Genomic DNA, 19483 nt, shown 5'->3' with positions numbered 1-19483 from the left:
AGGAGAAATAATATTATATATGAAGAAGTTTATTACGAGAGCAGCAAGATTAAATGGACCGTATGATATCGAACTCATTGAAAGAGAATTGGATTGTGGAGAAAATGACATTATAGTAAAAAATCATGCAATTGGTATTTGCGGATCGGATAAAAATTTCTATCGTGGATTTATGCCACCACAGACGTCGGAATTTCGTCAAGATCCAAAATTTCCATTCTTGCTTGGCCATGAGAGCGGTGGGACAGTCGTTGCAGTTGGTGACAGAGTTTCTGAGTATAAGGTTGGAGATGAAGTAGTATCATTTGGTTGGAACAATAATTATGCAGACTATTTTAAAGCACCAGCATTTATGCTTCAACCTTCTTTACCTGGGTTAGACCCGGATGTGCAGGCTCTAGGAGAACCAACAGCATGCGCGATGTTCTGTGGTTTAAATACAGGAGTTCAGCTTGGAGACACAGTTGTTGTTATGGGAGCCGGGTATGCCGGACAAATTGTTTCACAGTGCTCTAAACTCAAAGGGGCGCATACTGTGATAGTAGTAGATGTGCTTGAGGGAAAACTGGATCTCGCGAAATCATTAGGCGCTGATATTGTCATTAATTCTAAAGAAGAGGATCCTGTTGCCAAAGTCATGGAGCTGACAGGAGGTTGTGGATGCGATGTTGTGGTGGAGTGCGCAGGTACCGCAGAATCTTTTAATCAGTGCAGTGCAATGATTAAGCATAATGGAAAGTTTGTCTTCTATAGTTGGGTGACAACACCAGTCACCTTGAATATTAGCAGATGGCATGATGATGGACTACAGTTTATCAATGCATGTCTTGTACATCATACATGGAGAAAAAGGTATGATTGGTTTCCAGAATGTATGAGACCGATTATTCAGGGAACAGTGAAGATAAAGCCACTTATTACCAATGAATTTCCACTGGCAGACTTAAAGAAGGGCTTTGACTTTGCAGATAAAGATGACTCTGCAATCAAGATACTTTTTAGACCTTAGTGAGATCATGCAGAATGGAGAGAATAGAATATGGATTACACAAAGTTACTGAATGACAAAAGCGGGCGTATTTCAAAGGTAGGTATTATTGGAGCAACTAAAGGTTATGGTTACACATTGCTTGCACAGATTCCAACAGTGGCTCATATGCAGCTTAGAGCAATCTGCTCAAGACATACGGATGATTGCTTTAGAGTATTAAAGGAAATAGGTTATGACGAAAGTAAAATGGTGCTATGTGAAACGGAAGATGATATCAAACGAGCACCTGAAGATGCAATTATTATCACTTCCGATTATCATCTGGTGATGGAAACTGGAATTACAGCTATGGTGGAAAGCACAGGCAATACCAGCGTAAGTACGGATGCCGCAATTACTGCTATAAAAAAACATATAAATGTATACATGGTTTCTAAGGAAACGGACAGTGTATGTGGACCGTATCTTAATCAGCTCGCCGAGAAACATGGTGTTGTATATTGCCTTGTTAATGGAGATCAGCCACGTAATCTACTGGATTTGATTTCATGGGCAAGACTGCTCGGCTTGGATATTATTTGTGCTGGAAAATCTTCTGAATATGACTTTATTTGGAATCGTGATACCGGAGAATTTCTATATAACGACGGAAATCATGAACCTGAATTGCTGCCAGATATGCAACAGTATTGGCACTATCAGGGAGTTGAGACATTAAAGGGCAGGGATAAGTTGCTGGAAAAATACAGAGAGGTCATTTCGGCAGATTTATGTGAGATGAATCTTGTTTCTAATATCAGTGGATTTACACCTGCCACGCCATTTATGCATTATCCTATTTGCAAACCGAGCGAACTTGCCAATATCTTTATACCTAAAGAGGATGGAGGTATCTTGGAACATACAGGCGTTGTTGATGTATTTTACAATTTAAGAGATATTGATGAAGCAAGTTTTTGCGGAGGAGAGTTTATCATCATACGTGCTAAGGATGAGAAAATGTGGAAAATTTTAGCAGGTAAGGGACATGTAATGAGTAGCAATGGGAAGTATTGCTGCATTTATTATCCGTACCATTTTATGGGATTAGAAACACCTGGTACAATTTTACTTGGTGATTTGATGGGAATAGGAACACATCCAGAGTGTCGCCAAGTCAGTATTCTTGCCGGGGTGGCTAATGTGAATTTGTGTGCCGGTACAGAACTCATTGTCCATGGACACCATCACGAGATTGATGGATTAACGCCAAAACTTCTTGAATCTGCATCGGCCGGAAATGCAGCACCTTTCTATCTACTGAATGGAGCAATTTTGAAAAAGGATGTTACCAAAGGTAATCCAATTACTCAAGAAGATGTAGATTTGACGAGTAGCCCGGTTTATCAGATCTTTAAAGAGGGATTTGTAATGAAGTAAAGATATTTCGCAGACGTACTGCTGCATCGTGAAAATTAATAGGATTTACATACAAATAATAATCATAGTAAAAACAGCGGTCATCAGGGATGGGTTCCTGGTGGCCGCTGTTTTCACTATAGCCGAAACATGAACTGCAACATAATATGAAACAAAATTGTTTCATAAAGATGAGTGAATGATTGGAATAGTGCAAAATGACTTTTATATGCGGATATTTTAAACTAAAAATAGGAATAAATATATTGAACTGATGATTGACTGATTATATAAATAATAGAACTGCTAAAAAATAACAAATAATACGATGCTATTTAAACAAAATATATAATCATGGCACAGAACTTGCTTGATATATAAATATAGCGCAAGAACAGATCGTATTTTAATGATTTAACAAGGAGGCAGGACAGAAATTTATGAATCAGCAAAAGCAGTCTGTAAAAATAACAACACGGATTTTTATACCGATATGTATGTTTCTGATTGGAATAGTATTTTCAGTTCTTGGATTTAAACAGTATGGTTTCTGGGATCATGAACCGAAGCCCGGATTTTTTCCTGCGATTTTTGGCATTGTACTGATGGTTTCCAGTGTGCTCGCTTTTATGCAGGTAATCCATGAGACAGAGAAGGTAGAATATCATCTTTGTGAACTTGAAGTGATTATTGGCGCGGCAATGCTTATCATAGGCTCCATGATTATTGGTATGATTCCGATGATTTTTATTTATCTTTTTGGATGGCTTAAGATCATGGAAAAGACGCCGCTGAAGACTTGCATCATTATTATGGCAATTGTTGGAGCAATTGTAATTGGCGTTTTTGTCATGTGGCTGCAGGTGCAATTCCCATGGGGACTGCTGGAAAATATCATAGGCTGAAAGGAGAAATCAAAACATGGATAATTTTAGACTTCTGGGACAAGGGTTTCTCGTTGCACTGACTCCGCAAAACATTGGAGCCGCACTGCTGGGAGCGGTACTCGGGTTGATTGTTGGTGCAATGCCAGGTATTGGATCACTGGCAGGTGTTGCGCTTCTTTTGCCGCTTACGTATAAATTTAATCCGGCAACTGCGATTATTATGCTTGGCGCGTTATATTATTCCAATATGTATGGAGGATCCTTCAGTGCGATTCTTTTAAACATTCCAGGAGATTCTCCTGCAGTTACGACAACCTTGGATGGTTATCCTATGGCAACAAAGAGGAAGCGCCCGGGGCAGGCATTGATGACTGCTAATATGGCTTCTTTTATCGGAGGAACCATCGGGATTTTAATTCTAACCTTTACCGGGCCTGGGCTTGCCAAGCTTGGAATCAAATTTGGACCATCTGAAATGACAGCAGTGCTGCTTATTGCAATGACTTCTATTTCCTGGTTGGTTGGAGAAAATCCGATCAAGGGACTTGTCATTACAGCATTTGGAATTTTAGCTGCATGCATTGGTATGGATACGCTGTCCGGAGCGCCAAGATATGATTTTGGAAGTATGCACCTTTTGGGAGGTATCCCTTTTACGCCATTTGTCATAGGTACGGTTGGATTTGCGCAGGTTATTAAACTTGCCAACGACCGTCAAAAGGATGATAAGGAGCGCTCGGAAAATGCAGTCAGGACGAAGCTTTCCATCAGAGGAGCGCTGTTGACGGCACATGATTTTAAAAGGCTTCTGCCACCGGCTATAAGATCCGGACTTATGGGTACGTTTGTAGGCGTCCTTCCGGGAGCCGGAGCTACTACAGGATCCTTTATGGGATATGCAATGCAGAAGAAGTTTAAGAGTGAAGAACCAATGGGAACCGGGGCAATTGAAGGTATTGCAGCATCGGAAGCTGCCAATAACGCAGCGGCTGCCGGAGCATTTGCGCCTCTTCTGGCACTGGGAATCCCGGGATCTGGTACAGGCGCAGTGCTGCTTGGTGGTCTGATGATGTGGGGACTTCAACCGGGACCGCTGCTATTCCAAAATGATCCTGATTTTTGCTGGGGCTTAATTGCATCATTATTCTTATCGAATTTGCTGACGCTTGCAATTGCAGTTGCTGTTATTCCATTTCTGCTTAAGATCTTGAGTGTTCCAACCAAATACATGATCCCGATTATTACGGTTGTATGTGTGGTTGGAGCGTATAGTACATCAAACTCCATGTATGGAGTAGTTGTAATGTTTTTGTCTGGAATCTTCGGATATCTTCTGGATAAAAATGGATTTCCATCAGCACCTATGCTTCTTGCGTTTGTACTTTCGCCGCTGCTTGAAAATAACATGCGGAAGGCATTTATCCTTTCTAGCGGTTCGGTAAGCATCTTTTTTACAAGACCGATTACACTAGTACTGATGGTGATATTTTTTGGATTGATTATTGCATCTCTTATCAAACAAATGCCATCTAAAAGGTTGACAGCGAGCGCCAAAAAAGGAATTGCAGGGGATGATGCAGCATCTGTGAAGCCAAGTCAGCAATAATAATTTTTATGAACTTAAATTTTAAATCATTTCTTACTTAATGGGAGGAAAACATGAAAAGAAAAGTATTATCGGCACTATTGATTGGAGCGATGACCGCGGCAGTATTGGTAGGATGCGGTTCATCTAAAGCTGGAAGCGGTTCAACTACAGCAGCTGGCAGTTCCCAGGCAGAAAAAACAGAGACAAGCGCCGCTGCAGGAACAAGCGCGGAAGCTTCTTCTGACACCGGAACAGAAGCGGCAGGTTCAGAATCAGCCTGGAAACCGGAGAAAACGATCAACTGGATGGTTACTTCGTCTGCAGGTGGCGGTTCTGACCTGTTTACCAGAACGATTGGTGACATCATGACCAAGGAAAATCTAGTAAATGGACAGACGATTGTAGTGACCAATAAAACAGATGGTGCCGGCGAGATCGGACGAAATGAAGTAGCGACCACAAAGAATAACGCAGATTATCAGCTGCTTACCTTTAATAGTGGAGATTTGATGCCGATGGTTACGAATACAAAGAATCGTGCGTCTAACTTCCGTATACTCGCTGTTATGGCAGTTGATAAGCAGCTGCTTCTCTCTGATTCAGCTACTCCGTATAAGGATTTTGCGGAAGCTATTGAAAAGGCTAAGAGTGGCACGGTTGTTCATGTTGGTGGATCCAAGGGCGATGACATTGCGACGTTTAAAAAACTTCTTGAGGAAATTGGAGTTACCGAAGATCAGATGACATATACAACCTATAATTCAACCGGTGATGCCATTACAGCAGCGTTAGGTGGACATGTTGACTATGTTATGGCAAAGCCTGCTGCATGCACAGAGTATGTTACTTCTGGAGATCTTAAGCCTGTACTTGCACTCTCGACAGAAAGATTTGGCGGAAATCTTGCAGATGCACCAAAGCTTAGCGAAATTGGTGATTATAAAGACGTAGAAGTGCCAGTTTGGCGTGGAGTTGCTGCTCCTCAAGCTATGAGCGATGAAGCTGCACAGTACTGGTCAGACACATTAAAAGCTGTATCAGAGACTGGAGATTGGAAGGAAAATTATATTTCAAAAAATATGCTGATTGCGGATTTCATGGATACCAAGACAGCAACGGACTATGTCACCAAATTTGAGTCTGATTACCTGGCAACGCTAAGCAAGTGATTGTGTCTACTATGCAGAATAATTTCTTCTTTCTTTGGGAGGGAGCCGTAAGAAAATGCTACGGCACCCTCTTTTTCTGTCTTTGGAGATGAATGCAATTTTTTGAAACATATTTGAAACAGAATAGTGAGCGTTTCACTGAATGTACAAAAATCCATAGATTTAGACGCTCGATTTTAAAAAAGAATAGATATATAATCTGATTTTAATGCAGATAAATTGAAAAAATTGAGCTAATTGCTCGTTAAAAAATAATAAATATATTATATAGTAGTGAAAATATATAATTTGGCATCTGAATTGCTTTGAATATATATAAAATATAACGACCGAACAAGTTTCAATTTATCAGGAGGATTAATATGAAAAAAAGATTAATGTCACTAACAGCATTATTAATGTCTATTTGCCTTGCCGGATGCGGGGGTGTAACAGTAGGAGGCGGTTCGACATCATCTGCATCATCCACTACAAAAGCAGTGGAAAGCAGTGAAGCTAGCTCGGAAACATCTGAACAAAACACCGATACTTCTGCTGAAGCGCAAACAGAAACCTCAGCGGATGGATTTTATAAGGGAAAAACTGTACAGATGATTGTGCCATGGGGCGCTGGCGGAGGAGCCGATGTTGCAGTGCGTTTGGTCAGCAAATATATCGAAAAGAATTTAGGATGCACAATTGTTGTAAATAATGTTACTGGAGGAGGTGGCTCTATTGGATTAAACCAGATGCTTAGCTCTAATGCAGATGGTTTGACATTGGCGTATGTTGCTAATACAGATTCCAATGGAAACATCATGCTGGATGGTGTTTCATATGGCATTGATAGTTTTGCACCTATTGCTCAATTTGCAGCAGATCCCCATGTGTTGGCGGCTTCCAAAGCATCTGGTATTACGGATCTTAAGGGATTAATAGAGGCTGGTAAAGATGGAACTACGCTTTGGGGCATTGGCGGTGCCTGGACCAACTGGGATTTTCTGAAGTTGGAATTTGAGAAAGCTACAGGAACAAAGTATAAGAGAATGGCATACGATGGTGGAGCTGCAGTTATAACTGATTTAATGAATGGAGACTGTATGGTGGGGACACCATTGGTATCAGAAGCGCTGACTGCCATAGATGCAAAAGAGATCGTACCCATTGCGGTGAGCAGTGCTAAGAGAGTTGAGTCGCTTCCGGATGTGCCGACAATTGCAGAACAGGGGTATGATGGATTTGAATCTGTAATGTGGAGAGGTTTTGCAGCTCCTGCAGGAACAGATGAAGCAGTTTTAAAGCAGTTTGCAGAAGGAGTCGGAAAAGCCTGTGAGGATAGCGATTTCCAGGCAGAAGCTGCCAAGGCTGGCGTTACAGTATCATATAAAAATTATGATGATTTCCAGAAATTCTTCAAGGAAAATCACGAAAACGTAAAGCAGCTGTATGAGGCTAATAAGGATGCTGCAAAGTAATCTTTTAATCTAAGCTCCACTTGTATATGGGATAAAAGACACGGCTGGCTCTTGATTTGCCAGTCGTGTCTTTCATTAAGAGGTAAAGAAAATGAAATATATGAAAAAAAGTACTCCGGATATTATTATTAGCATTATCCTGTTTATTTTCTTTGGCACATTGCTGCTTCAGGTTCCGGAGATCCCAAAGGTTTCCAGAGGATATCCATTTGCTCTTATCATAATTTCAATGATTATGACAGCGATATTATTGATTCGTGCTATCCTGCGACTTAAGAAAGAAGGTAGGCAGGAAACACAGATTGTTACACAAGCAAAAACCATAATTCCGTATATCGTATTAATTATTGCATATTTATTACTGCTTCCGAGAATCGGCTATGTATTGGCTACCGTTTTGTTTATGATATTATCTTTTATCTATCTTAGATTTAAGAGCAAAATTGGAATGGTAGTTATTTCAGTGGTGACTACAGTGCTGCTGTATTTTGTTTTTACCAATTTCCTGGAAGTTATCCTGCCATTTGGAAAATGGATCAATATTGCATTATAAAAGGAGCTGGTTATGCAGGATATTCTCATTGGATTTTCAAACGTTTTACAACCTATTAATATTTTGATTTGTCTTGGCGGATTGGCAGTGGGAGTCTTATTTGGTGCACTGCCGGGCTTTTCCGCGACAATGGCTGTTGCTATTTTTGTACCGTTTACATACGGAATGGAACCTGGAGCAGCACTTCTATTACTTAGTGCACTATTCTGTGGTGGAGTATATGGAGGTTCTATTCCAGCGGTACTGGTAGGTATTCCAGGAACTCCGGCATCTGTGCCAACAGCTATGGAGGGCAAATCGCTGGTAAAAAAAGGAGAAGGTGGCAGAGCGCTGCACCTTGTTACATTAGCTTCTTGTTTTGGTGGCTTTATGAGTGCTTTAGCACTTCTTATTTTTGCACCGCTGCTTGCTCAGGTTGCAAAGATGGTGGGTCAGCCGGAACAGATGATGGTGGCGATTTTTGGACTTTCTGTAGTGGCTATGCTTGCAGAAAACAATTTGTTTAAAGGTGTCATGGTTGCGGTAATCGCTTTAATTCTGGCAACCTTTGGACAAGATCCAGTACAGGGATTTCCTAGATTTACATATGGTTTTTCTCAATTAACCGGAGGATTTTCAGTTGTTCCTGTTCTGATCGGCTTATTTTCTCTGCCTGAAGTATTTAAGATGCTGGAAGATCCTTATGGAAAAATGGCAGAGACGGGAACAGTTGGATCCATGAAGCTCAAGAAAGAGGACTTTTTCAAAAATATAGGAAACTTGTTTCGCTCGGCGATTATAGGAATTGGAGTAGGCATTATTCCGGCAGCAGGACCTGATATTGCAGCCTTCCTTGCGTATAATGAAGCGAGAAAGGCATCCAAGCACCCGGAGGATTTTGGACATGGATGTGCTGAAGGAATTATATCCGCAGAATCAGGAAATAATGGTGCCACAGGTGGATCCCTCATCCCACTTCTCACCTTGGGTATTCCTGGATCTGCACCTGCAGCTTTGTTTCTTGGAGCAATGATCATCCATGGGGTGCGCCCAGGTCCTACGCTTTTTTCGCAACATGCGGATACGGTTTATACGATGATTGTAGGATTTGCTGTTATTAATTTGCTGATGTATCTTGTGGGTATGATATATTGCAAATTTGGCAGTACAATCTTATTGATTCCGAAGTCTGTACTGGCAACGATTATAGTAGTTCTAGCTGTTTGCGGAACCTATGCCACCAACAAAAATATGTTTGATGTATGGGTTATGTTCGGAGCTGGTGTGCTTGGGTATCTCATGGAGAGAAATCAATTCCCAACTTCACCTGTTGCATTAGCGCTTTTACTGGGTAGTACGATGGAAAAAGCAATGTCTCTCACAAAAACGATGTATGAAGGACGCATGCTGAGTGTGTTTACAAGACCCTTGTTTGTGATTTTATTTGCGTTGACAGTATTCTCGTTTGTATTCCCGTTGGCAAGACAATATCGAGATCGTCACAAAAGACACAATGCTGCACAGGAGTAAAACGTTATGAATAAATTAAAGGCTATCATTACTAAAGCTGCACTGGTTGGAGAAAATCTGGAATATAAGGAACACACATGTTTACTAGTGAAAGATGATCGCATTGAGGATTTTGTCACAGAATCAGAGATGGAACACTTATCTGAAGATTGGCAACGAGTTGATCTTAGAGATGCTGTAGTTCTTCCCGGAATGTTTGACTGCCACAATCATCTGGCGTTGGATGCAAGGATTCCAGGACATCTTGGAATGATGGAGCAGAGTGAATGTGAGCATACTGTTCTCGCCTTAAGAGGCATGAAAGATGATTTGATGTCTGGCGTTACAACTTCAAGATATATGGGGGATAGACACTATATAGATGTTAAGCTTAAGAAACTTGTGCAAGAGGGTAAGGTTATTGGGCCAGATCTACTGGTATGTGGAATTGGCATGCGAGCAGCACATGGACACGGATTTGTAGGGATGCCTCATTCAGGTGTAGAAGATTTTCGACGTACATGCAGAGAAAACCTTTCAATGGGTGTTGATCATTTAAAAATATTTATTACTCCGGGCACTCCAGTAGCTTCCCCTGAAGAGTTTATTCCTTGCTATTTAACGATGCAAGAAGTTCGTACAGTAGTAGAAGAAGCGGCTTCTGTTAATGTTAAAACAACAGCCCATTGTATCGGTGGCAAAGGACTGGATTACTGCATAGATGCAGGAGTAGATGTTATTGACCATTTATATAGTGTGACACCGATGCAGATAAAAAGGCTCGAGGAAGATTTTGACGGTTGGGTAGACATGACATCAGGCATAGTTTTGGATGAATCAAGAGAGGCATTTACGCCGGAAGCGCAAAATATCAAAATGCGTAGAGCGAGAGAGTATTCAAGAAAATGTATTAATCAGGTTTATCAGAGCGGAAAGATCCGCTTTACACTTGGCACAGATGCATACCACGGATATTTATATCGAGAAGTTGGCTATGCCGTAGAGGGTGGAGCAACTAGTATGGACGCAGTGAAGGCAGTTACTGTTAATGCTGCTAAAATGACTGGTACAGATCAGATTAAAGGACAACTTGCAAAGGGTTATATTGCGGATATCATTGCTGTTCCGGGGAATCCAATTGAGGACGTAAGCTTGCTCGGACAGGTTTCTTTTGTAATGAAGCATGGCAAAATATATAAGCAATAAATGACAGTGCCACAAAATGTACCTGAAATTCGTTCTGTCCACTAGCATATGCGGAGCGTATCGGGTAAGATAGCTATGACTTTATGGTTGCTGAAGGAAGGAGTCTTGTATATGAAGCTTGCCATTGGAAATGATCATGCAGCAGTTGAGATGAAAAAGGAAATCCAGAAGTATCTGGAGGAGCAGGGTGTGGAAGTTGTAAATGTTGGTACGGATTCCACAGAGAGCTTTGATTATCCGGTTGCGGGATATAGGGTAGGAAAACTGGTCAGCGAGGGAAAGGTGGATGGAGGCATTGCCATCTGCGGAACCGGAATCGGTATTTCACTTGCGGCAAATAAGGTAAAGGGCGTCAGAGCGTGTGCCTGCAGCGAGCCATATTCGGCGGAGATGTCCAAACGGCATAATAATGCCAATGTCATTTGCTTCGGTGCTCGTGTGATCGGTATTGAAACAGCAAAGCAGATTGTGGATGCCTGGAAAAATGCAAAATTTGAGGGGGGCCGTCATGAGAGGCGTGTTGCCATGATCACTGAGATTGAGGAAACCGGAAAGCTTAAGGCTGCAGAAGAACAGTAAGAGATGAAAAAACAAGGCACGATAAAATAAAAATGTGCCTTGTTTTTTTATTTCACAGATCGCTTAGGTTGTAAACAACCTTTGTAGGTAAGGATACGTATATTCTTGCTTTACAGGATTTGCTGAGGATATTTATTTGAGCATTACTTATTTTATATCAGTGCAGTGAGATCGGTAATGCCGGACTGCTTCAGCGCGGTGAGGAAGTGAGCTTTGTCGCGGCTCATGATCAGTTCTTCCGGAAAGTGGATTTCTGACAGGAATGCAGGCAGGCGTGTAAATTTCCCGATTTTGCAGGAAATGTGGGCGTCCGTAGCAACGGAGATCGGCACATCCAGCTCTGCGCAGCGTATGGCAATGGCACGGCAGCGGCGGATCGCTCCCTCATCTGTATCCATGGTATGCTCATTGATTTCGATAAGCTTATGCATGGACTTTGCTTTTAAAAGGATTTCATCCACATCGACATCGAGACCGGAGCGTCCGATATGACCGAGGATAAATACCTTGTGGTGATCAAGCGCACCGAGATATGCCTTGGTACACTGTACCCGGTCTGCACCGTCAGCAAAGCGCTTGCCGTGGACACTTGCAATTACATAATCCATCTTTTTTGTGACATGATGAAGCAGAGTTTCTGGTCCGTATTTAAAATCATCGCCGGTGATGGTTTTGGACACTTCAATGTCCCAGCCAAAAAGATGCCCCGTGAGATCGACGATATCCGCTTCACAACCCTCAAGTAAGGTGACTCCCATCCATTCACGAGGCCATTCATGGGCGGTAGAAAGATACTGGTAGTTACGGCTGTCTGAAAAATCATGATACAGCATGGATGAGTAATGATCGGTGGAAGCAAGCAGCTCCAACCCCTGTGCTTTAGCGGCGCGGACGTTTTCCTCAATGGTTGAGTATGCATGACGGGAAAAGAGTGTATGCGTATGTGTGTCGCAGCGTATTGTATAATCCAAACCGAACCTCCTTTTACAATGAAATTATTATAGGGAAAAATTCAGGGTGACGTAAGCAAACATTCCCTTACATCCAAGTGAAGTTCAAGGGAAGTGTGAGCGGCAGGATGAATTTCCAAAACAATTCAAATCAACTGACCGCAATCATAGCACAGATATTCCTTTTTCAAAAGGTGGATGCTATAATTTTGATCATCAGCTGCCGTACACTCGTGACTTCTGTCGTGGGAAATGTGGGGCTTTACGCTATATAAGGCATGAATTAATTTATATTTAATACACTAAATGACAATAAATAACAATATACAAAATATCAGAGAAAGCTTCCTGTATACTTTAAAAGCAGGCTGTAATTGACAAAAGAAAGGCGGAGGACATGTCAGAATCTCTTGTTTCCAATGGAAAAGCAATACTAAAAAAAGGAGAGGGACGCCTTTTAAAATCCGGCGGTGCCTGGATCTTTGATAATGAAATCGAGTCTGTGTCCGGAGAGTTTGTAAATGGCGATGTGATCCGGGTAGAGGATTTTGATGGATTCTTTATGGGCTACGGTTTTTATAATGAAAACTCAAAAATCCGGATCCGGATGCTGAGCCGCTGGCGGAAGGAACCAATTGACCGCGCCTTTCTGTATCAGCGAGTGAAGGATGCCTGGGAGTACCGTAAAAATGTAGTGGATACCTCCTCCTGCCGGGTTATCTTTGGCGAGGCGGACTGGCTGCCGGGACTGATCGTGGATAAATATGAGGATGTGCTGGTGGTTGAGTCTTTGGCGCTTGGGATTGACCGCCTTAAGCCCATGATTCTTGATGCATTAAAGGAGATCCTGGCTAAAGATGGCATTCGCATCCGGGGTATCTATGAGCGGTCGGACGCACCGGTCCGCACAAAGGAAGGGCTGCAGCCGTACAAGGGCTTTATCGGGCCGGAGTTTGATACCAACGTCCTGATCACCGAGAACGGCATCAAGTATCTGGTTGATGTCGTCAATGGTCAGAAAACCGGCTTTTTCCTCGATCAGAAATACAACCGCCTTGCGATTCAGAAGCTCTGCAAGGGGAAGAGAGTGCTGGACTGCTTTACCCATATGGGGACATTTGCGCTGAATGCAGGCATCGCGGGGGCAAGCGAGGTTACAGGTCTTGATATCTCCGAACTTGCAGTGGAGCAGGCGAGAGCCAATACTGATCGAAACGGCCTATCAGACCGGGTGCATTTCCGAGTGGCGGATGTGCTGGACGAGTTACCTAAGCTCAATGCTTCCGGCGAGCAGTACGACGTGGTCATCCTCGATCCGCCCGCATTCACCAAATCCCGGACGGCAACGAAGCAGGCCATCAAGGGCTACCGGGAGATCAACATGCAGGGACTTAAGCTTGTAAAGGATGGAGGATTTCTTGCGACCTGCTCCTGCTCGCATTTTATGACGCCGGAGCTTTTTACAAAAACCATTGGGGAGGCGGCGAGGTCGGTGCATCGGAGACTCCGGCAGGTGGAGTACCGGACCCAGTGTGCGGATCATCCGATCCTCTGGAGTGGAGATGAAAACTCCTATTATCTTAAATTTTACATCTTTCAAGTGTGCATTGATAAGTAAACCGACTGCTTTTATAGCGTAATGTATGGAGATCGGCGTTTGTGTACACAGGATCATAAAGCTTCGGTTTGTCAGCTCAGCCGATCATTAAAAGACTAAGATTCAGAACTGGCAGTTTAAACTATAAATGCCTGAAATTATATAAAGGATTAAATTTATGAAAAAACTGATTTCATGGAATGTCAACGGTCTCCGGGCGGTGCTCGGAAAAAACTTCATGGAGGATTTCCGGAAACTGGACGCAGATGTGTTCTGTCTCCAGGAAACGAAGCTCCAGGAGGGACAGGTGGAGCTGGATCTCCCGGGATACCATCAGTACTGGAACTATGCGGATAAAAAAGGATATTCCGGGACGGCGCTTTTTACTAAGGAGGAGCCGCTCAGCGTAAGCTATGGCATCGGAGTGGATGCGCACGACCATGAGGGACGGGTCATTACGGCAGAGTTCCCGGAGTATTATTTGCTGACGGTCTATGTGCCAAACTCGCAGGGGGAGCTTAAGCGGCTTCCGTACCGGATGGAGTGGGAGGATGCCTGGAGAGAGTATATCCTCAAGCTGGAAGCAAAAAAGCCGGTGGTGTACTGTGGTGATCTTAATGTTGCGCATGAGGAAATCGATCTAAAAAATCCCGCAACCAATCATATGAATGCAGGCTTTACCGATGGGGAACGCGCCAAGTTCTCGAGGCTTCTCGACAGCGGCTATGTGGATTCTTTCCGTTATCTGCATCCGGATGCCGCGGATGAGTACAGCTGGTGGTCGTATCGTACTAAGGCCCGTGACCGGAACGTAGGGTGGAGAATCGACTATTTTGTAGTCTCTGAAAAGATCAAGGATCGTATCCGGGCGGCGTCGATTCATCAGGAAGTCATGGGCTCGGATCATTGCCCGATTGAGCTGGATCTGGATTTCTGAGATAGCTTATAGATTTGCCTTATAAATTCTACCTGAGCGGCAGCTTATCGGCATCGTATCGGTGATGGCAGGCAGATGAAATAAGCCCTGAAGGCACTACAAAAAGGATCCATAAAAGAGAATATAAAAGAGGAAAATTTTTGCGATTTTAAACTCCGGGAATCGGCTTTCATGATATACTTTAATCATCTATAAGCATTGAGACAACAGATCATCCATGACAGTTATAAGGAAGGCAGAATGTTGGGACTAAAGAAACAGGATGGAATGTATATTTTTACCGCTGCGGTTAAGACGGAGAGGTTATTTCTCAATCTGTATGAGGATAAGAGGAGAGTGAAGCAGATCCCGTTTGACCCGGAGCTAAGAATCGGCAATGTCTGGCGGCTGGAAATTTCGGAGGATATCGGAAAGTACAGCTATGCGTATGAGGCGGATGGCAGAGTCTTTTCCGACCCCAATGGAACGGTATTTACCGGCCGCAAAAAATTTGGTGTATTAAAGGATGGAACCCGGATTTTAAAGACACCGATCGGGGAGGCAGTGGCGGTTCCGGAGGAGTCGGAGGCGTGGAAAAAGGACCGTCCGCTGGGGACGCCGTATCATGAGAGCGTGATTTACCGGCTGCATGTCCGGGGCTTTACGGAGAGTCCTACCTCCGGGCTGGATGCGGAGGTCCGGGGTACCTTTCAGGGCATTATCGACAAGATCCCGTATCTTAAGGAGCTTGGGATTACGGCAGTGGAGCTGATGCCGCCGTATGAGTTTAACGAGGTGATGCTTCCGGTTATGGCTTCCGGAAATCCCAGGAGAGAGGAATTAAAGCCGACCGGTAAAATCAACTACTGGGGCTTTACCAGAGATGCGCTGGAGATGGCACCCAAGGCTTCGTTTACATCAGACCATAAAAATCCCAAAAATGAATTCCGGAAGATGGTGCTTGCGCTGCATGCCGCCGGGATTGAAGTGATTGTGGATCTGTATTTTACCGATGCGGAGTCACCCAATTATCTCAGCGATGTTATGCGGCAGTGGCGGATTACGTACCATGTCGACGGCATTCACATCATCGGTACAGCGCCGTTTCAGGTCATTGCGCGAGACGCATATCTTGCTAACTTCAAGATCTGGGCGGACAGCTGGGGCGATCTCAGGTCGGAGATGGACGGACATGGTAATCCGGCAGCAGGAGGTGTGTCACGGAAGTATCTTGCGGACTATAATGATGGATTTCAGAACGATATGCGGAGAGCCTTAAAGGGCGATGAAAATATGCTTTCGGCGCTTATGTACCGGATCCGGGAAAATCCGGGAGACCGGGCGGTGATCCATTATATTGCCAATGTTTCGGGATTTACGCTTGCCGACATGGTGAGCTATGACCGGAAGCATAACGAGGAGAATCACGAGCGCAACATGGACGGCACCGACAACAACTACTCGTGGAACTGTGGAGAGGAGGGCCGGAGCAGAAAAAAGAGCGTGAATCTCTTAAGGAAGAAGATGCTCCGCAATGCCTTTGTGCTGCTGCTGCTCTCGCAGGGAACGCCGTTGATTCAAGCCGGGGATGAGTTTGGCAGGACCAAGGACGGCAACAATAATTCCTACTGCCAGGACAACAAGATGACCTGGATTGACTGGAAGCTTAAGGAAAAAAACAGGGATTTATATGAGTTTGCCAAATACATGATTCATTTCCGTATGCGGCACGGGGTGTTCCATCAGGCAGCGGAGCTCCGAAATATAGATTATAGAAATACTGGCATTCCGGATATCAGCTTCCATGGAGAGAATGCATGGCAGCCGGCGATGGAAAATTACCGTAGAGAGCTTGGTGTCATGTATTCAGGCGCCTACGGACAGGATGATACCTTTATGGTGCTTTACAATTTCCACTGGGAGGTCCACACATTTGGGCTTCCGCATCCGCCGGAGGGCATGAAATGGGCGATTGCCATTGATACAGCAGCGGAGGCAGTCAACGGCATCTATGCCGAGGGTGAGGAAGCAGAGATCCCGGAGAGGGAAGCCCGGGTACAGCCGAGATCCATCCAGGTGTTGCGGGCGGTTCAGGATAAGGATTACAAACCTAAGAAAAAACGAAGCAGACATGTTAAATCAGGAGGGACGGAGTCATGACAGAGGAGCTTTATAATACTATGAACTGGGCCGATGTTGAGGAAATCACATATTCAGAGTCCACACAGCCAAAAAGAATCCTCGGACCACATCTTTTGGAGGAGGGGCTCCTTATCCAGGCATTTCTGCCGACAGCTAAGGATATCGAGGTCAAGATCCAGGGAGACCGGGTCTATCAGATGGAGCTTGCGGATGAGCAGGGATTTTTTGCCGTGCTGATCCCGGAAAAGGAGGAGTGGCATGGAGAGATACCGAAATACTCCTTCCTGATTACCTTTGATAATGACACCACAGAGGAAACCGAGGATCCCTATAGCTTTGCATCTATCTATACCGATGAGGATCTGAAACGCTTTAACGCCGGCATTCATTATGAGGTCTACAATAAGATGGGTGCGCATCCGGTAGTGATTGACGGGGTCGAGGGCGTGGAGTTCTCTGTCTGGGCGCCCAATGCGCAGAGAGTTTCCGTTGTCGGAGATTTCAATCTCTGGGATGGCAGGAGAAATATGATGCAGAAGCTGGGAGACAGCGGTGTATTTGAGCTGTTTATCCCGCGACTTAAGCCCGGCACGCTTTATAAATATGAGATCAAGCAGCTGCACAAGGACCCGTTTTTAAAGATTGATCCCTATGCCTTTGGATTTGAGCTGCGCCCCAATACGGCATCCATTGTCAGGGATATCGAGGACTTTACCTGGACGGATCAGGAGTGGCAGGAAAAAAAGCTTACGGCAAAGCCTAAGGAAGAGCCGATGTCTGTTTACGAGGTGCACCTTGGATCCTTTATCCGGAAGCAGCCGTTGATTAACGAGGATGGTACGGCGGTGAATGGATCGGAGTTCTACAATTACCGCGAAATCGCCAAAAAGCTTGCCGAGTATGTCCATAAGATGGGTTATACCCATATCGAGATCATGCCGGTGATGGAGCATCCACTGGATGAATCCTGGGGATATCAGGTCAGCGGCTACTATGCACCAACCGCTCGTTATGGTACTGCCGAGGATTTTATGTATTTCATGAACTACATGCATGAGCAGGGCATCGGAGTGATTTTGGACTGGGTACCGGCGCATTTTCCACGGGATAGCTGGGGACTTGCGCAGTATGACGGAACCGCGCTGTACGAGAGTGCGGATCCGGAGAGAGCTTCGCACCCGCACTGGGGCACGCTGATCTTTAATTATGCAAGATACGAGGCTTCCAACTTCCTGATTGCCAATGCCATGTTCTGGGCGGATAAGTACCATGCCGATGGGATCCGTATGGATGCAGTTGCGTCGATGCTGTATCTGGATTACGGCAGACAGGGCGGCAATGCACCGCGCAATATGTATGGCGGCAACGAAAATCTGGATGCGGTGGAGTTCCTTAAGCATCTAAACAGCCAGTTCCATAAAAAGTTCCCGGGCACGCTGCTGATCGCAGAGGAGTCTACGGCATGGCCCAATATCACAGGATCCGTAGAGGACGGAGGTCTGGGCTTTGACCTAAAGTGGAACATGGGCTGGATGAATGATTTCCTCTCCTACATGCAGTGCGATCCGTTTTTCCGTAAAAACAATTACAATCAGCTGACCTTCTCGATGATCTATAATTACTCCGAGGATTTCCAGCTGGTGTTCTCCCATGATGAGGTGGTACATGGCAAACGTTCCATGCTTGGCAAGATGCCGGGCAAGACGTTTGAGGAGAAGGCGCGGAATCTCCGGGCAGCCTATGGATATTTCTGGACGCACCCTGGCAAGAAGCTTCTGTTTATGGCACAGGATTTTGCGCAGTATGACGAGTGGTCCGAGTCGCAGGAAATCGAGTGGAATCTCCTGGAGTATCCGGTACATAAGGATACGCAGAGCTTTGTCAAGGATTTGAATGAAGTCTACCGGAGTCATCCGGCACTCTGGAAGCTTGATTATTACCCTGATGGATTTGAGTGGATCAACTGCAGCTACCGGGATCTGAGCCTTGTCATGTTTGTCCGTAAGACGGATAAACCGGAGGAAACCATCCTGGTGGTATCCAACTTTGACAATATTGCGCATCCGAAATTCCGGGTCGGCGTACCGTTCTGCTGCACTGCCAAGGCATTGATTTCGTCCGACGACAAGAAGTACGGTGGATTTGGCATGGTGCATAAGGTGGCACATAAAGCAGAGAAGATGGAGTGGGATGACCGGGAGTATTCGGTGGAGATTGACATTCCGTCGATGTCTACCACCATCTACCAGCTGACCCCGGCAACGCCGGAGCCTGAGCGGAAGAAAAAGGCTGCGCAGAAATCCGAGGCTGTAAAAGCAGAGGATACTGTAGTGGAAGGTCCAACAGGAGAAGATACAGCTGCAAAAGTAAAAAAGCCGGCGGCTAGGAAATCTACGGCGAAGCGATCTATTGCCGGGAAATCCACGTCAAAGGCATCCGCTAAGGAGAAGGCTTCTGCAGCTAAAACCCGCAGCGCGTCCTCACAGACCATAGGCAAAACGGCTAAGGCAAAAACGACCAAAAAGGCAGCAGCAGTAACAAAACGGCGGAAGGGATAAAATTCAG

Annotated in this window: 15 protein-coding genes; 14 read left to right on the top strand and 1 reads right to left on the bottom strand. The window is 44.7% G+C overall.

What is annotated here, in order from left to right:
* Positions 1-19: 19 nt before the first annotated feature.
* The 10 genes from ACTNEN_RS08740 to rpiB all read left to right on the top strand — a co-directional run bounded on the left by ACTNEN_RS08740 (position 20) and on the right by rpiB (position 11313).
* Complete coding sequence (locus ACTNEN_RS08740; RefSeq protein WP_441205899.1) at positions 20-1009, top strand: zinc-dependent alcohol dehydrogenase; 990 nt, start codon at positions 20-22, stop codon at positions 1007-1009.
* 30 nt (positions 1010-1039) lie between these two features.
* Positions 1040-2410 carry a homoserine dehydrogenase gene (locus ACTNEN_RS08735; protein WP_441205897.1) on the top strand — a complete coding sequence of 457 codons (1371 nt, stop codon included), beginning with the start codon at positions 1040-1042 and terminating at the stop codon, positions 2408-2410.
* A 419-nt stretch (positions 2411-2829) separates the two neighbouring features.
* A complete protein-coding gene (locus ACTNEN_RS08730) occupies positions 2830-3294 on the top strand; it encodes a tripartite tricarboxylate transporter TctB family protein (protein ID WP_441205896.1) in 465 nt (154 codons plus the stop codon).
* Between the two features lie 16 nt (positions 3295-3310).
* The gene (locus ACTNEN_RS08725; RefSeq protein WP_441205894.1) at positions 3311-4882 is read left to right on the top strand and encodes a tripartite tricarboxylate transporter permease; all 1572 of its coding nucleotides are present in this window, start codon (positions 3311-3313) and stop codon (positions 4880-4882) included.
* 53 nt (positions 4883-4935) lie between these two features.
* Positions 4936-6033: a tripartite tricarboxylate transporter substrate-binding protein gene (locus tag ACTNEN_RS08720; RefSeq protein WP_441205893.1), complete on the top strand. Its 1098-nt coding sequence runs from the start codon at positions 4936-4938 to the stop codon at positions 6031-6033.
* 362 nt (positions 6034-6395) lie between these two features.
* Positions 6396-7487 carry a tripartite tricarboxylate transporter substrate binding protein gene (locus ACTNEN_RS08715; protein WP_441205892.1) on the top strand — a complete coding sequence of 364 codons (1092 nt, stop codon included), beginning with the start codon at positions 6396-6398 and terminating at the stop codon, positions 7485-7487.
* A 91-nt stretch (positions 7488-7578) separates the two neighbouring features.
* On the top strand, positions 7579-8040 hold the full coding sequence (locus ACTNEN_RS08710) for a tripartite tricarboxylate transporter TctB family protein (protein ID WP_441205891.1): 462 nt from the start codon (positions 7579-7581) through the stop codon (positions 8038-8040).
* A 12-nt stretch (positions 8041-8052) separates the two neighbouring features.
* On the top strand, positions 8053-9549 hold the full coding sequence (locus ACTNEN_RS08705; protein WP_441205890.1) for a tripartite tricarboxylate transporter permease: 1497 nt from the start codon (positions 8053-8055) through the stop codon (positions 9547-9549).
* A 6-nt stretch (positions 9550-9555) separates the two neighbouring features.
* Positions 9556-10734: an amidohydrolase family protein gene (locus ACTNEN_RS08700; RefSeq protein WP_441205889.1), complete on the top strand. Its 1179-nt coding sequence runs from the start codon at positions 9556-9558 to the stop codon at positions 10732-10734.
* Between the two features lie 111 nt (positions 10735-10845).
* On the top strand, positions 10846-11313 hold the full coding sequence (gene rpiB, locus ACTNEN_RS08695; protein WP_441205887.1) for a ribose 5-phosphate isomerase B: 468 nt from the start codon (positions 10846-10848) through the stop codon (positions 11311-11313).
* Positions 11314-11465: 152 nt separating this feature from the next.
* On the opposite strand, the gene ACTNEN_RS08690 is transcribed toward rpiB, so the two are convergent.
* Positions 11466-12284, bottom strand: a complete 819-nt coding sequence (locus ACTNEN_RS08690) for a PHP domain-containing protein (RefSeq protein WP_441205886.1) — start codon at positions 12282-12284, stop codon at positions 11466-11468.
* A 376-nt stretch (positions 12285-12660) separates the two neighbouring features.
* Between ACTNEN_RS08690 and ACTNEN_RS08685 the strand changes: the two genes are divergently transcribed.
* The 4 genes from ACTNEN_RS08685 (at position 12661) to glgB (ending at position 19476) form a co-directional block, all read left to right on the top strand.
* Entirely contained in the window at positions 12661-13881 is a 1221-nt protein-coding gene (locus ACTNEN_RS08685; protein ID WP_441205884.1) for a class I SAM-dependent rRNA methyltransferase, read from the top strand.
* Positions 13882-14038: 157 nt separating this feature from the next.
* Complete coding sequence (locus ACTNEN_RS08680; protein WP_441205882.1) at positions 14039-14797, top strand: exodeoxyribonuclease III; 759 nt, start codon at positions 14039-14041, stop codon at positions 14795-14797.
* 240 nt (positions 14798-15037) lie between these two features.
* Positions 15038-16936 carry an alpha-amylase family glycosyl hydrolase gene (locus tag ACTNEN_RS08675; RefSeq protein ID WP_441205881.1) on the top strand — a complete coding sequence of 633 codons (1899 nt, stop codon included), beginning with the start codon at positions 15038-15040 and terminating at the stop codon, positions 16934-16936.
* Positions 16933-19476 carry a 1,4-alpha-glucan branching protein GlgB gene (gene glgB, locus ACTNEN_RS08670; RefSeq protein ID WP_441205879.1) on the top strand — a complete coding sequence of 848 codons (2544 nt, stop codon included), beginning with the start codon at positions 16933-16935 and terminating at the stop codon, positions 19474-19476. The genes ACTNEN_RS08675 and glgB overlap by 4 nt, the downstream gene beginning before the upstream one ends.
* The last annotated feature ends 7 nt before the right edge of the window (positions 19477-19483 follow it).

Source organism: Oribacterium sp. HCP28S3_H8 (genome assembly GCF_052064775.1).
Classification (GTDB): Bacteria; Bacillota; Clostridia; order Lachnospirales; family Lachnospiraceae; genus Oribacterium.
This window is presented reverse-complemented; position numbering and strand designations above follow the sequence as displayed.

Bases quoted from the DNA above. Each gene is read 5' to 3' on its own strand.
- ACTNEN_RS08735 (WP_441205897.1), top strand. From the start codon at position 1,040: ATGGATTACACAAAGTTACTGAATGACAAAAGCGGGCGTATTTCAAAG.
- ACTNEN_RS08685 (WP_441205884.1), top strand. From the start codon at position 12,661: ATGTCAGAATCTCTTGTTTCCAATGGAAAAGCAATACTAAAAAAAGGA.
- ACTNEN_RS08705 (WP_441205890.1), top strand. From the start codon at position 8,053: ATGCAGGATATTCTCATTGGATTTTCAAACGTTTTACAACCTATTAAT.
- ACTNEN_RS08720 (WP_441205893.1), top strand. From the start codon at position 4,936: ATGAAAAGAAAAGTATTATCGGCACTATTGATTGGAGCGATGACCGCG.
- ACTNEN_RS08730 (WP_441205896.1), top strand. From the start codon at position 2,830: ATGAATCAGCAAAAGCAGTCTGTAAAAATAACAACACGGATTTTTATA.
- ACTNEN_RS08710 (WP_441205891.1), top strand. From the start codon at position 7,579: ATGAAATATATGAAAAAAAGTACTCCGGATATTATTATTAGCATTATC.
- ACTNEN_RS08675 (WP_441205881.1), top strand. From the start codon at position 15,038: ATGTTGGGACTAAAGAAACAGGATGGAATGTATATTTTTACCGCTGCG.
- ACTNEN_RS08740 (WP_441205899.1), top strand. From the start codon at position 20: ATGAAGAAGTTTATTACGAGAGCAGCAAGATTAAATGGACCGTATGAT.
- glgB (WP_441205879.1), top strand. From the start codon at position 16,933: ATGACAGAGGAGCTTTATAATACTATGAACTGGGCCGATGTTGAGGAA.
- ACTNEN_RS08725 (WP_441205894.1), top strand. From the start codon at position 3,311: ATGGATAATTTTAGACTTCTGGGACAAGGGTTTCTCGTTGCACTGACT.
- ACTNEN_RS08700 (WP_441205889.1), top strand. From the start codon at position 9,556: ATGAATAAATTAAAGGCTATCATTACTAAAGCTGCACTGGTTGGAGAA.
- ACTNEN_RS08715 (WP_441205892.1), top strand. From the start codon at position 6,396: ATGAAAAAAAGATTAATGTCACTAACAGCATTATTAATGTCTATTTGC.
- ACTNEN_RS08680 (WP_441205882.1), top strand. From the start codon at position 14,039: ATGAAAAAACTGATTTCATGGAATGTCAACGGTCTCCGGGCGGTGCTC.
- rpiB (WP_441205887.1), top strand. From the start codon at position 10,846: ATGAAGCTTGCCATTGGAAATGATCATGCAGCAGTTGAGATGAAAAAG.